This is a genomic window from Treponema sp. Marseille-Q4132, assembly GCF_014334835.1.
Taxonomy (GTDB): domain Bacteria; phylum Spirochaetota; class Spirochaetia; order Treponematales; family Treponemataceae; genus Treponema_D; species Treponema_D paredis.
Genome location: NZ_CP060591.1, coordinates 2,608,181 through 2,621,438 on the forward strand (window position 1 = coordinate 2,608,181; position 13,258 = coordinate 2,621,438).

Genomic DNA, 13,258 nt, shown 5'->3' on the forward strand with positions numbered 1-13,258 from the left:
AATGTATGGCACGGTATAAAATCAAAGACGGCAGGGAACTCCGCATCGCTGTTTCGGGAAAATCCGGCTGCGGCAATACGACGGTGAGCTCGCTCCTTGCGCGTTCTCTCGGCATCAAACTTGTCAATTATACGTTCCGTCAGCTCGCCGAAGAAAGAGGGCTTACGCTCGAACAAGTTATCGAAAACGCGAAAAGCGACGACGGCTATGACAGATATATCGATACGCATCAAGTGGAACTTGCCGAAAAGGAATCCTGCGTACTCGGCTCGCGCCTTGCGATTTGGATGCTCGAAAAAGCCGACATAAAAGTCTATCTCAAAGCGAGCGATTTTTCGCGCTCTCGGCGCATCTTCAAACGCGAAGGAGGCGATCTGCAGCGCATAGCCGATTTTACCGCGATGCGCGACAGAGAAGATACGAAACGCTATAAAAAAATCTACGGTATCGACAACGACGCCTACGAAGAAGTCGCCGATATGGTCATCGACACCGAACGCAAAACGCCGGAAGAGATCGCGGACGATATCCTTTTGGAGCTTGCATCGCGCGGCTTTGTCGAAAAGGTCGGTTAAGCGGATGCCTTGCGGAAAAAACATGACATTGACTCAAGATGCGGTCGACGATTTTCGCTCGGCGATTATTAAAAATTATAAAGAGAGCGCGAGAGTTTTTCCGTGGCGGAAAACGCGCGACGCGTACAAAATACTCGTTTCGGAAATGATGCTGCAGCAGACACAGACGCTTCGCGTCGTTCCGAAATACGAAGCGTGGATCGAAGCGTTTCCCGATGCGCCCTCTCTCGCTTCGGCGCCTTTTTCGGATGTGCTTGCGCTCTGGAACGGACTCGGCTACAACAGGCGGGCGAAGTATTTGCAGGAAGCGTGCAGGGAAGTGTGCGCTTTTTACGGCGGAAAATTTCCCCGCGAAAGAAAACTCCTCGAAACTCTTCCCGGGATCGGACCGTATACGGCGGGCGCCGTAGCGGCCTTTGCGTTCAACAAAGCCGAAGTCTTTATCGAAACGAATATCCGCTCCGTGTTTATTTTTTTCTTTTTCGGAAACACAAGCGAAAAAGTATCCGATGCGGAAATTCTTCCTCTCGTCGAACGGACGCTCGACAAAACAAATCCGCGCGAATGGTATTACGCTCTCATGGATTACGGAGCCGAGCTTAAAAAGCGCGTGCAAAATCCGTCGCAAAAAAGTGCGCACTATGTGCGCCAGTCCCCTTTCCGCGGCTCTCTCCGCGAAGCGCGCGGCGCCATCGTTCGGCAGCTTACCGAAAAAAAATCGGCCACGCTTTCGGAAATCGCGCGCTCGGAGCGCATCTCTCTTTCGCGCTTGGAAAAGGCCGCCCTTCATTTGCTCGAAGAGCGCTTCGTGTGCGAAACGAAGGGCGTGTACCGCGTGCGGGAAGACTGAGCGGGAGCCGTATATTTATGTGGCGGCGTTATGTAACTTTAAGAGGGAAGGGATGAAAAAAACTATCATTATTATAGCCGCGGCAACGATATTGTCTTCTTGCGGAACGCTTACACTGTCGGACGGAGCTGTCGATATCCTTATGAGAGGTGCAAAGACGGCAACCGAAGTGGGCGCCTATGAAGATGCCGTTCATTTCTATTCGAGGATATTGTTTCAATATCCGGATGACGATGCGGTACGTTTAAAACGCGCTCTTATTTATTACCGGACATTATATATGCAAAATGCCATCGATGATTTAAGTTATCTCTTGAAAAAAAATCCGGATGATAAAACGTTGTTGTTAAACAGGGCTCTTGTCTTAACCGATATGCGTGATTACGATGCCGCCCTTCGCGATGTGAAAAGGATTCTTCAAGATAATGATAACGATGCTGCCGTGATTGAATTGAATGAAAACTTACAAATGCTTCACGATAGAGATACGAAAACTATTTCCGACTATAATATGATTCTTTCCGAAACCCCTGATGATCCTATTGTATTGTATAAACGCGGTATGTTCTTTTTCGATTCCGGCGATACGGAAACGGCGGTATCTGATTTGACAAAATTCGTTTCGTTGTCCGATGACGCTGTTATGCTGAAAGACGCTTATACGATATTAGGCGATATCTTCGCAATGGAAAATATGTATAATGATGCGCTCGTATATTATGAAAAAGCATATGCGCTGCAAACCGCTGATGCGGAAATTTATAAACGTATAGGATATATGCATTATTGCAATGCCGATTATGAAACAGCTATAACATATTATAATCGAGCGATTAGAATAATAAAAAAATCCGATTTTCTGTATGGACGGGGATTGTGTTATTATGCGTTAGGAAAATATAAAAAAGCGCTTTCCGATTTCAATGCATGTATTTTTAATTACGACATCAGTTTTAATTTTTGTAATTCTGAATTTTATAAGATTCGTGCATTGACGTATGATAAAACAGGAGCTAAAGATCAAGCGAAAATCGAATATCGTAACGTATCGCGTTATATGAACGTTAAAGCGGATTGCGGACATCGCCTTTTTATGGGCATCTCGAAAAACTCACCTTTAGTGATTTTTCAAGCGAGCAAAGTAAAAAGAATTTCGCAATAGACCGTATATTTATGCAATGGCGCGGGCAGTAAAAATTAATAATTTTTTTTCCGAATTTGCAAAAAAGTACGAAAAATCCGCCTGTTTTGAGAGGATCGGAGTGATTTTCATTCGGCGATTTGATTGTATAAATATACGATATCAAAGTATATTTATACGTATTTAAAACCGATCTGTAAAGCGATGCACCCGCTGACATTATGCGCGAAGCGTTCAGCGATTGCACCCGCAGTGCTTCACTCGTCCAAAATACGGCCGTCGCATGAAACGGTGACGACTTGCCACGGAATAAATTTTCCGCTCGCTTTAAGCGCGTGTACCGCAGCGTTTTCGATGCCGCCGCAGCAGGGCACTTCCATGCGGACGACGGTGAGGCTTTTGATATTGTTTTCGCCGATAATCGCAGCAAGCTTTTCCGTGTAGTCGCCTTCGTCGAGTTTCGGACAGCCGATGAGCGTCGTTTTACCTTTAATAAAATCGTTGTGAAAATTCCCGTATGCGTAAGCGGTGCAGTCCGCCGCGATCAAAAGATGTGCGCCGTCGAAATACGGAGCGCGGAGCGGGGCGAGTTTGATCTGTACCGGCCACTGCCGAAGCTGCGATGAGGGGACGTGCATAGCTTGAAAAGACGGGGAGGGCGAAGCGCCGGCGTCTTCTCTGTCAAACGCTCGGAGTGCGGAACCCGGACATGCAGTCTGACGGTGTACATGCAGGGGGAATGCGGCATTTCGATCGAAGGTGTGCGAAGCGGATCCGGGGCAGCCTCCCGCACGGTGAAAACTTCTTTCGGGTCTGCTCTCGCTCTCCCGCCCCTGAAGAGAAGCGCGTGCGGCTTTGTGCGCTTCGACCGCTTTTTCATCATAGGCTGCAGCTTCTCTTTCTTCAAAGGTGATAGCTCCCGTCGGGCATTCGGGAAGACAGTCTCCCATGCCGTCGCAGTAATCGTCGCGGATGAGTTGCGCTTTGCCGTCTACCATGGCGATAGCGCCTTCGTGGCATGCAGTCACGCATGCGCCGCAGCCGTTGCATTTTTCCTCATCGATATGAATGATTTGCCGTTTCATAATTTTTCCGTAAAAGTTTCCGTGTGATAAACGCGCGTTTTTAAGCGAACGTTGTTGATTGAATTGTATCGTTTTTTATGAAAGTAATATGTTGTAAAAGCAACACAATATAAAAAATATGCGGCCGGCAATTTATTCGCTGCGGTTTTTCAAATACAGGATGCGCTGGTTTCGTGAGCCTCGGAACGCGAGCGTTATGTCCCGTTCTTCTTCGATAAAAGGTCCGTCGATAAGCACGTCGATGAGGGAAAGCATTTCATCCGTCGCTTCGCAGTGTTTCCGTCCTCCGGAAAGTAAATCCGCTTCGTACACGTAGCCCGTGTAGCACCATATCGTTTTGTGAGGAAAAGCTTTTTTGACGCGTCGCAAAAAGGGGAGGATATCCCGCTGGTTTTCTTCTTCGAAGGGTTCTCCTCCGAGCACGGTGAGACCCGCGATATAATCGGGTTCGAGTGCACAGAGGATTTCATCTTCGGTTTCCTTTGTGAATTTCTTGCCGTAGAGGAAATCCCACGTCTCTTTTTGGAAGCATCCCTTGCAGCAGTTGCGGCAGCCGGAGACGAAGAGCGAAACGCGTACTCCTTCTCCGTCGGCCACATCCGTTTTTTTGATGGCGCCGTAGTACATTATAAGTGCAGCACACGCTCTTTTATCTCCTGCGTGCGTCCCTGATTCCAGTACTGCGTGCCGATATAGCCGCAGGTACGGCGCGCTACGTTCATCTTCGCCTGATCGCGGTTGCCGCAGTTGGGGCATTCCCATACGAGCTTGCCGTCGGTATCGGAAGCGATACGGATTTCGCCGGTAAAGCCGCAGCTTTGGCAAAAATCGCTTTTCGTATTGAGTTCGGCGTACATGATATTGTTGTAGATGTGTTTTAAAAGCGCCATAACCGCTTCCATATTGTTTTCCATGTTCGGCACTTCGACATAGCTGACCGCACCTCCGGGAGAAAGCTCTTGGAACTGCGATTCGAATGTCAGCTTTGCAAACGCGTCTATCGGCTCGGTGACGTGCACGTGGTAGCTGTTGGTGATATAGTTTTTATCGGTAACGCCCGGGATGATGCCGAAGCGCTGTTTTAAACACTTGGCGAATTTATACGTCGTGCTTTCAAGCGGCGTGCCGTACAGCGAAAAGGCGATAGTCGTTTCTTTTTTCCATTCGGCGCACGCATCGTTTAAGCGGTGCATGATTTCCATTGCAAAGGGCGTCGCTTCGGGATCGGTGTGCGATTTTCCCGTCATATAGCGCACGCATTCGCAGAGTCCCGCGTATCCGAGTGAAATCGTCGAATAGCCGTTGAACAAAAGCTTATCGATTTTTTCACCCTTTGCCAGGCGCGCGATCGCTCCGTTTTGCCACAGGATCGGAGCCGCATCGCTTTTCGTTCCGAGAAGACGTTTGTGGCGGATCATGAGCGCGCGGCGGCACAGTTCGAGCCGTTCATCCATAATGCGCCAAAATTTTTCCGTATCGCCGCCTGAAGAGCAGGCGACGTCGACGAGGTTCAGCGTGACCACGCCTTGGTTAAAGCGTCCGTAAAATTTCGGCTTGCCGTTTTCGTCGCGATAAACCGTGAGGAAAGAGCGGCAGCCCATACACGGATAGCAGTTGCCTTCTTTGAGTTCGAGCATCTTTTTTTCGGAAATATAATCGGGCACGAGACGCCGCGCCGAACACTTCGCCGCAAGCTCGGTGAGATAATAATATTTCGAATTACGCTCGACATTGTCGTCTTCGAGCACGTAGATGAGCTTCGGAAAGGCGGGCGTGATCCACGCACCAGCTTCGTTTTTGACACCCTGATAGCGCTGCTTGAGCGTTTCTTCGATGATGAGCGCCAAGTCCGCTTTTTCCTGCGCGCTTTTCGCTTCGTTCAGATACATAAAGACCGTGACGAAGGGCGCCTGCCCGTTCGTCGTCATCAGCGTAATCACTTGGTATTGGATCGTTTGCACGCCCCGTTTTATTTCATCGCGCAGGCGGTTTTCGACCATGTATGAAAACTGCTCATCCGTTACGGAAAGCTTTGTCGTCGCGATCATCTCTCTCGTTTCTTTTTCGATTTTTTTGCGGCTCACATCTACAAAGGGCGCGAGGTGTGCGAGCGAAATGCTCTGTCCGCCGTACTGACAGCTTGCAACTTGAGCGATGATTTGCGTCGCGATATTGCACGCGGTCGAAAACGAATGCGGCCGGTCGATTTTCGTATTGCTGATGACCGTACCGTTTTGCAGCATGTCTTCGAGATTGACGAGATCGCAGTTATGCATGTGCTGCGCAAAATAGTCGGCGTCGTGAAAGTGGATGATGCCTTCGGCGTGCGCTTTTGCGATATCTTCGTCGAGCAAAAATCGCCTCGTGATGTCTTTGCTCACTTCTCCGGCCATATAGTCGCGCTGGACGCTGACGACCGTCGGATTTTTGTTCGAGTTTTCCTGTTTGACTTCTTCGTTGTTTTCATCGAGCAAACTTAAAATCTGCGCGTCCGTCGTATTCGCTTTTCTCATGAGCGCGTGGCGGTAGCGGTACGTGATATAGGTTTTTGCGACGTTGTATGCGCCGCACCTCATGATACCGTTTTCCACGCGGTCCTGAATCGTTTCGACATCGAGCGCGTGTCCGCTTTTCGCACATTCGATTTCTATGTCGTCGGCGACGGAATCGATTTGAGCTTGCGTGAGCCGCTCGGTTTCCGGCACCTGTTCGTTTGCTTTTGAAATCGCAACCGTTATTTTCGATCGGTCGAACGGAACTTCCGCGCCGCTTCGTTTTATGATTTTCATATATTCCCCTTATTTCCCTGATATTTTTTGGTGAAATCAATATAAAATTGATATCGGTGTAATTTTAGCGCTATATATAGCGCCTACTTGTAAACAATCTACCAGGTATAGCGCTTTTAGTCAAGCGAAAGCGTAAATATATTAAAAAAAATCGATTTTTGCTATACTTGCCCTATGACCGAAGCGTTTTTACATTATACATCGCTCGCGCATGCGCTCACTGATATATTCGGGGGCGGCATTTCGATTTCGCATACCGATCGGCTTTCGGGCGGCGACATAAACAAAGCGTACGCACTTTCGCTTTCAGACGGTAAGCGTATTTTTATGAAAGCGAACGCAAAAGAAAATGCGGCTTTTTTTACCGCCGAAGCGGCAGGTCTTTTTGCGATCGCATCGACGGGAACGATTGCCGTTCCGCACGTTTTGGGCGCGGGTACGGACGACGGAGAGCAATAGGCTATTCTTTTTTACTCCTCGACTATATCGCTTCCGGTGAAAAAAGCGCTTCGTATTGGGAGACTTTCGTCGGCTCTCTCGCAGCGCTGCATAGGGCGGACTGCACTTCTTTTTCTTCCGGCAAAAAATTCGGCTTTATCGAAAACAATTTTATCGGAGCGGCCGAACAGATAAATACGCCGTCCGATTCATGGGTCGATTTTTTTCGTGAATGCCGTCTCGCTCCGCAATTTAAAAAAGCCTCTCGGTATTTCGATACGGCGATGAACGGAAAAATCGTTAAACTGCTCGACCGTTTGGAAAGCTTTATCACGGAACCCGCGTCTTCTTCGCTCTTGCACGGCGATTTGTGGAGCGGGAACTTTATGTGCGATTCCCGCGGCAAGGCGATGCTCATCGATCCGGCATGCTATTGCGGAAACCGGGAAGCGGATATTGCGATGACCGAGCTTTTCGGCGGATTTCCGCCGGTATTTTACGATGCGTATAACGAAGCCTTTGCGCTTGAAGAGGGCAGAGAAGAGCGGCGCGATTTGTACAATCTCTATCATTTGTTAAATCACTTGAACCTTTTCGGCGGAACATATTTTTCCGCCGTGTGCGACATCGTAAACGAATATGTTTGATATGCAAACATATTTGACATGATTTGAAAATGCAGTTATGATAAAAAAATCAGCCGATGCTGAAAATTATCTTGAGAGGTATAGATATGAAAACAAATGCACCGAAGTCGATGACGTGGTGGATCTCCGTTATTTTGATAGCCGTCGGCTTTATCAGCGTCGTGCTGATGGGCCGTGTCAATTTGGGCTTTTTGCAGCAGGGACGCTGCTATTATTGGCTTACTTTTGCAGGCGGCGCTTTGCTCGCGGTAAGCACGGTTTTAAAGGGTCTTTGAATTAATAATTTTTTCTGTGCGGAATTTTTTTAGCGCAGGTTTTTTGTAAAAATTTTTATGGGGGTATGTATGGAAAAGGTTGCAAAGGTAGAATGGGACGATTCTTATCTTTTGAATATACCGGAGATTGACGGACAGCATAAACGTCTGATCGCTATTGCAAACGAACTCTACGATGCAGTGGCGGGATCTCCCGACGATTACAAACTGAAGATGTCGAAAGTGCTTAAATCGCTGACCGATTACACCGTTTACCACTTTACCGAAGAAGAAAAATTTATGGCGAAATACGGTTATCCCGCGACGAGTACGCATAAGGTTGCACACGACGCATTTGTGCGCGAAGTCGAAATACAGATTCGAAGACTCGACGGCGGTACGCAGGAAGATGCGCTCAAACTTTATTCGTTTATCGTAAACTGGGTTTTAATGCACATCGCGCGCGCGGACCGCATTTGGGGAAAATTCGTTTCGCAAAAATTGGAACAGGAGTAAAAGCGTCGGAAAAAAACGGCACGCTTACGGGACAGAGAATCGGCGCATTTTACGATCCGTGTTCCGTAAGCGTAAACTTCGCAAAAAGGGCAGGCTTCAAAAGCCGCTTGCTTTTTCGCGGGCCTGAGGCTACGAGCCGTATTGATTTTCGATGTCGCGTATTTGATCGCGGATGACGGCGGCTTTTTCGTATTCGAGACGGTCGGCGGCTTCCGCCATTTCTTTTTTCAAAGCGGCGATAAGCTTTTTGCGCTGAGAGGGCACAAAGAGATTCGCGCTTTTTTTCAGGACGGCCAGTTCGACTGCGGCCGTTTCTTCCGCTTCCTTTTCTTCATGTACTAAAATATCTTCCACCGCTTTTGCGATCGTTTTCGGCGTAATGCCGTGCTCTTTGTTGTACGCTTCCTGTATTTCCCGCCGGTGTTTCGTTTCGTTCAGTGCTTCCTGCATCGCATCGCTCATCCTGTCCGCATACATGACGACCGTTCCCTCCGCATTCCGCGCCGCCCGTCCGATGATTTGGATCAAGCTCGTCGCCGATCTCAAAAAGCCGATTTTATCCGCATCGAGGATCGCAATGAACGACACTTCCGGCAAATCGATTCCTTCGCGCAAAAGATTGATGCCGATGAGCACGTCGAATTCTCCCGCGCGCAGTCCTTTTAATAATTCGACGCGCTCGAAAGTTTCGACTTCGGAGTGAATGTATTTTACTTTGAGCGAAAGGCCGAGCAGGTAGTCGGTCAAATCTTCGGCCATTTTTTTTGTCAGCGTCAGAACGAGACTGCGTTCGTTTTTTGCGATGCGCTTTTTGATTTCGTTGTAGATGTCTTCCATCTGGCCTTCGCTCGGCCGCACGTCGACGATCGGATCGAGAAGGCCCGTGGGTCTGATAAGCTGTTCGACCACTTGCGTACTCTGTTTTACCTCTTCTTTCCGCGGCGTCGCGCTCACGTAGATGACTTGATTGAGCTTTGCCGAGAATTCGGCAAACTTGAGCGGGCGATTGTCGAGCGCGCTCGGCAGACGGAATCCGAAATCGACGAGGTTTTGTTTTCGGCTGCGATCTCCTTCGTACATCGCGCCGAGCTGCGGGACGGTGACGTGCGCTTCGTCGAGCATACACAAAAAATCGTCCGGGAAATAGTGGAGGAGCGTCGCAGGAGGTTCTCCCGTTTTTCGTCCCGTGATCGGTGCGGAATAGTTTTCAATGCCGGGGCAGTAGCCCATCTCTTTCATCATTTCGATGTCATACGTCGTGCGCGTTTTGAGGCGCTCGTATTCGAGCGGCTTTTTTTGCGCTTCAAGTTCGGCGAGGCGCACGTCCAGTTCTTTTTGTATGCGCTCGGTTGCGGCGACGAGCAGTTCCTGCGGTACGACAAAGTGACGTGCGGGATAGATGACCGTTTCGTCCAAATCTTCGATCGTCTTTCCCGTCATCACGTTGAAGCGCTTTATCTTTGCGACTTCATCCCAATCGAATTCGATTTTATACGCTTCATCCGTTTCCATGTACGCCGGGAAGATTTCCATAACGTCGCCTCGGATTCTGAAATTGCCCCGCTCGAGTACGGCGTCGTTGCGCTTGTATTGCAGCGCAATCAGTTCTTCCGCGATCGTATGCGTAGTGCGCGATTCTCCCTTTTCGATATGTACGCGCATCTCTTTGTATAAGTCCGGCATACCCAGGCCGTAGATGCACGACACCGTTGCGACGACGACGACATCGCGCCGCTCCATAAGGCTGTACGTCGCAGCGAGCCTCATCCGGTCGATCTCATCATTTATCGATGCATCTTTTTCTATATACAAATCCCGTGCGGGCACATATGCTTCGGGTTGATAATAATCGTAGTAGGAAACGAAGTATTCGACGGCGTTGTCGGGAAAAAACCTTTTAAACTCGCGGTAAAGCTGCGCCGAAAGAGTTTTGTTGTGGCTGATGATGAGCGTCGGACGCTGCACTCGTTCGATGATTTTCGCCATCGTAAAAGTTTTGCCGCTTCCGGTAACGCCTTTGAGCGTTTGATATTTGTCGCCTCGTAAAAAACCTTCGGCGAGCGTGTCGATCGCCTGTTTTTGGTCGCCCGCCGGTTCGTACGGAGACACTACGTGAAATTTGCGCATACAGTAAATATACCGCACCGTACAAAAAAAAGCAAAAACGAGCGTCCGCAATTGCATAAGCCGTCTTTTTAAAGTACAATTATTTTCGGTTTTAAATTTTCTTATTCATGAGAGGAATTCATGATCGGACTTATAATTTTTATAATAATTGCGGTATTGATTGCGATTTTTACCGGCTTCAATCTCGGCAATGTCTGCGACGTTAATTTGATTTTCCACACGTTTCACCGCGTGCCGGTGTTTATCACGATTATCGTATCGTTTATCGCCGGTATCGTTGTCGCGCTGCCCTTTTCGTTCGGCAAAGGCAAAAGCATCGCCGCGAAAAAAATCGATAAAATAAAAGCGAAAGCGGCAAAGGATGCGCTGAAAAACGCTGAAAGTGCGGACGTTAAGACGCCGGCGGATCTTCGAAAACCGCAAGAAAAAAAATGACGCGTGAACATCGCTTGTTTGTTTTTTTATTATTAATAATTTTTCTTTCGCCCCTTGGAGCGGATGAAGCGCGTCCGCTTACCGCCCGAGCAGTCGCCGACGCCGCGGCGGCAAAGCCGAACGTCGACGCGTCGATCGCGTATATCGCGGAAAACTTGCTGAAAGTTTCCGATCCGAAAGAAAAGCGTGCGCTTTACGCGTTTTTCGGCTCTCTTCAGGAACAGCTTGCGCGTTTCGACGATGCGCGCACTTCTTATGCCGAAGCCGCCGCTATCAGCGCAGGCGATGCCGAGAGCATGCCGAAAAAATCGTCGGAGCAGCTCGTCCTCGATGCGGTGCGCTGTGCACTCAGCTCAGGCGATTATACGACGGCGGAGCGCTATCTCAATTCGGCGGTGCGCAATTCGAACGACGAAGCGATTCAGGCACGGGTCAAACTCTATGCGCTTTGGGCAGACCTTTGCCGCGCGAATGTAAGCGCCGATTTGGATGAAAGCGTCGTCATGCTGAAAGCGTATATATCGCTCAAGTCGATGGCAAGCGTAAAACCCGCAGTCCTTTTGACGCTGTGGTATCTTACGGGGGAGCCATCCTATGCTGCGGCGTTAAAAAAAGAATTTCCGGCATCGCTTGAAACGGGAATCGTAAAAGGGGGCGTACAGCTTCTTCCGGCGCCGTTTTGGTATTTTTTGCCGAGAAAAGAAGCGGTGCTCCCGGAAATCGATTCGAGCGGAACGGAAAAAATTGCAAGTACCGAAAAAGACGCGGTAGCGGCTGCGGTGCAAAAAACGGAATCGAAAAAAAATACCGCTCAAATGCAGACCGCGCAAAGCGCGGAAGCCGTACAAGGGCGTGAAAGTTCGCTTCGCAGATTACAGCTCGGCTTGTTCCGCGAAAAAGCGAATGCCGACAGGCTCGTCTCCGCTCTGAAAGATAAAGGCTTTACCGCCGCCGTGACGACTGAAACGAGAGCGAGCGGCACGACGTATTATATCGTAGCGGTCGATGAAACGGACGGCAGCATCGGCGATAAGCTCAGAACTGCGGGATTTGAATTTTATCCGCTGTGATCGATAATAGCGTTTTTAATTGAAATTGTTATACGTCTCCGATCTGCACGATAGTTTGCAGTTTACGCTCCTCATCCTGCCGTATATTTATTAAAAAACTGCTATTTCTCCCGTGTATTCAAGCGCTTTTTGTATCAATGCACCTTTAGCGCCCAATGTAAATGCGATGTCGCTGCTTCGGATCGCCAACAATTTGTCTCCGACTTTTATATCCAGCGTCTGCATCAATGAAGGCGTAAGTCGAACTCCGTTATCTTTCAGGGAAAGCCAGCCGTATTTTCTTCCTTTGTATGAAATCAATTCTCCCTCTTTTAAACTCCTGTCCGCAAGGTTCGGATTTTCTTTCAGGATGTGATTCAGCTTTGAGCGGGAAAGCAGCGGTTCGCTCATTACGCAAAATCCGCCCGTCTGTTTGCTGCCGGAAACTATGTAAATGTACCGTTCTTTTTGTAATTTATATTCTTCTACTGCCGATGCCGGAAAAATTATTTTTCCGTTTTCCCGTATGACCGACCAGCCGAAAATATATTTTCCGCCCTTACTCATTTGCGGCATGCTTGCTTTTCTCCAATACTTTTTTCGTTATGCGGATTGCACCGCTCGTGTGAATACGAACAACGGGATGCGGATCATGTTCGGAAAATCGTTCCAATTTTTTCAAATACGGCTCGACGGAATACGGCAGCCGTTTTCCCATCACTCGAAACATTTCGGGTGCTTCGATTCGTACTCGCTCTCCCTTATCCGATATCAACGCATAAAACAAATCCAATTTGTCGCAAAAAAACTCCGGCGCATTCGTTGCAATATTTTCACAAGCCCACACAAACGCAAGCCGTACCGCCTCCTCTGTGTCGCAGCGCATATCCATCAATGTATCAAAATAGGGGAGTATTAAAGTTTTGTCCGTTCTGCCTATTCGTCCCAATGCGTTTACCGATCGTTCCCTCAGTTTCGGATTGTCGTCTCTCAGATAATCGGCCATTTGTTTAATATACGGTTGTATGTGTGAAGGATAATGTAATCCCATTTCACCGAGAAGCCACAAAGCTTTTGCTTTTACATCTTCCGAATATTGTTTACCGAGTTTTGCTGCGACATCATCGATTGCCGTTTTCCAATTTGCCTTATCTTTTGTTATCGCTCTTAATTCTTTCAGGATCGTTTTATCGGTTGTTTTATTCGGCACAGCTTATTATTCTCCGTACATATTCTTTGTAAAGTATATAACACCAAAGTGCGGTTTGCGTCAAGGAATGGTTGTGTGATAGGAGACGCGCGCAATCCTGCGCGGGGAACTTCGCGCTCCGCGCTTGTCGCAAGTCGCGCGG

Annotated in this window: 15 protein-coding genes; 9 read left to right on the forward strand and 6 right to left on the reverse strand. The window is 48.6% G+C overall.

What is annotated here, in order from left to right:
* The first annotated feature begins 5 nt into the window (after positions 1 to 5).
* The 3 genes from cmk to H9I35_RS11840 are packed head-to-tail and all read left to right on the forward strand — an operon-like array spanning position 6 to position 2,587.
* Entirely contained in the window at positions 6 to 575 is a 570-nt protein-coding gene (gene cmk, locus H9I35_RS11830) for a (d)CMP kinase (RefSeq protein WP_187419551.1), read from the forward strand.
* Between the two features lie 22 nt (positions 576 to 597).
* Positions 598 to 1,425 (forward strand): HhH-GPD family protein, encoded by an 828-nt coding sequence (locus H9I35_RS11835; protein WP_252722669.1) that lies wholly within the window; start codon positions 598 to 600, stop codon positions 1,423 to 1,425.
* A 52-nt stretch (positions 1,426 to 1,477) separates the two neighbouring features.
* Complete coding sequence (locus H9I35_RS11840; protein WP_187419553.1) at positions 1,478 to 2,587, forward strand: tetratricopeptide repeat protein; 1,110 nt, start codon at positions 1,478 to 1,480, stop codon at positions 2,585 to 2,587.
* A 236-nt stretch (positions 2,588 to 2,823) separates the two neighbouring features.
* Here H9I35_RS11840 and H9I35_RS11845 read toward each other — a convergent pair whose 3' ends face one another.
* The 3 genes from H9I35_RS11845 to nrdD form a co-directional block, all read right to left on the reverse strand.
* Positions 2,824 to 3,651, reverse strand: coding sequence for an ATP-binding protein (locus H9I35_RS11845; protein ID WP_187419554.1), 828 nt, complete (start codon positions 3,649 to 3,651; stop codon positions 2,824 to 2,826).
* A 132-nt stretch (positions 3,652 to 3,783) separates the two neighbouring features.
* On the reverse strand, positions 3,784 to 4,278 hold the full coding sequence (nrdG, locus tag H9I35_RS11850) for an anaerobic ribonucleoside-triphosphate reductase activating protein (RefSeq protein ID WP_187419555.1): 495 nt from the start codon (positions 4,276 to 4,278) through the stop codon (positions 3,784 to 3,786).
* Positions 4,278 to 6,440, reverse strand: a complete 2,163-nt coding sequence (gene nrdD, locus H9I35_RS11855; protein ID WP_187419556.1) for an anaerobic ribonucleoside-triphosphate reductase — start codon at positions 6,438 to 6,440, stop codon at positions 4,278 to 4,280. The genes nrdG and nrdD overlap by 1 nt, the downstream gene beginning before the upstream one ends.
* Before the next feature lie 174 nt (positions 6,441 to 6,614).
* On the opposite strand from nrdD, the gene H9I35_RS12490 reads away from it, so the two are divergent.
* From H9I35_RS12490 to H9I35_RS11870, 4 genes are all read left to right on the forward strand, one after another.
* Positions 6,615 to 6,899 carry a fructosamine kinase family protein gene (locus tag H9I35_RS12490; RefSeq protein WP_252722670.1) on the forward strand — a complete coding sequence of 95 codons (285 nt, stop codon included), beginning with the start codon at positions 6,615 to 6,617 and terminating at the stop codon, positions 6,897 to 6,899.
* A gap of 26 nt (positions 6,900 to 6,925) precedes the next feature.
* Positions 6,926 to 7,525 (forward strand): fructosamine kinase family protein, encoded by a 600-nt coding sequence (locus tag H9I35_RS11860; protein WP_252722764.1) that lies wholly within the window; start codon positions 6,926 to 6,928, stop codon positions 7,523 to 7,525.
* 86 nt (positions 7,526 to 7,611) lie between these two features.
* The gene (locus tag H9I35_RS11865; protein ID WP_016520384.1) at positions 7,612 to 7,800 is read left to right on the forward strand and encodes a hypothetical protein; all 189 of its coding nucleotides are present in this window, start codon (positions 7,612 to 7,614) and stop codon (positions 7,798 to 7,800) included.
* Positions 7,801 to 7,869: 69 nt separating this feature from the next.
* Positions 7,870 to 8,295, forward strand: coding sequence for a bacteriohemerythrin (locus tag H9I35_RS11870; RefSeq protein WP_187419557.1), 426 nt, complete (start codon positions 7,870 to 7,872; stop codon positions 8,293 to 8,295).
* A 129-nt stretch (positions 8,296 to 8,424) separates the two neighbouring features.
* On the opposite strand, the gene uvrB is transcribed toward H9I35_RS11870, so the two are convergent.
* Positions 8,425 to 10,422, reverse strand: a complete 1,998-nt coding sequence (uvrB, locus tag H9I35_RS11875) for an excinuclease ABC subunit UvrB (RefSeq protein ID WP_187419558.1) — start codon at positions 10,420 to 10,422, stop codon at positions 8,425 to 8,427.
* 120 nt (positions 10,423 to 10,542) lie between these two features.
* On the opposite strand from uvrB, the gene H9I35_RS11880 reads away from it, so the two are divergent.
* Both H9I35_RS11880 and H9I35_RS11885 read left to right on the forward strand, forming a co-directional pair.
* Positions 10,543 to 10,857 (forward strand): hypothetical protein, encoded by a 315-nt coding sequence (locus H9I35_RS11880; RefSeq protein ID WP_187419559.1) that lies wholly within the window; start codon positions 10,543 to 10,545, stop codon positions 10,855 to 10,857.
* A complete protein-coding gene (locus H9I35_RS11885) occupies positions 10,854 to 11,927 on the forward strand; it encodes an SPOR domain-containing protein (RefSeq protein WP_187419560.1) in 1,074 nt (357 codons plus the stop codon). The genes H9I35_RS11880 and H9I35_RS11885 overlap by 4 nt, the downstream gene beginning before the upstream one ends.
* A 90-nt stretch (positions 11,928 to 12,017) precedes the next feature.
* On the opposite strand, the gene H9I35_RS11890 is transcribed toward H9I35_RS11885, so the two are convergent.
* Both H9I35_RS11890 and H9I35_RS11895 read right to left on the reverse strand, forming a co-directional pair.
* Positions 12,018 to 12,482 (reverse strand): hypothetical protein, encoded by a 465-nt coding sequence (locus H9I35_RS11890; protein ID WP_187419561.1) that lies wholly within the window; start codon positions 12,480 to 12,482, stop codon positions 12,018 to 12,020.
* Entirely contained in the window at positions 12,466 to 13,116 is a 651-nt protein-coding gene (locus H9I35_RS11895; protein WP_187419562.1) for a sister chromatid cohesion protein PDS5, read from the reverse strand. Before H9I35_RS11895 ends, H9I35_RS11890 begins: the two co-directional genes overlap by 17 nt.
* Between the last annotated feature and the right edge of the window lie 142 nt (positions 13,117 to 13,258).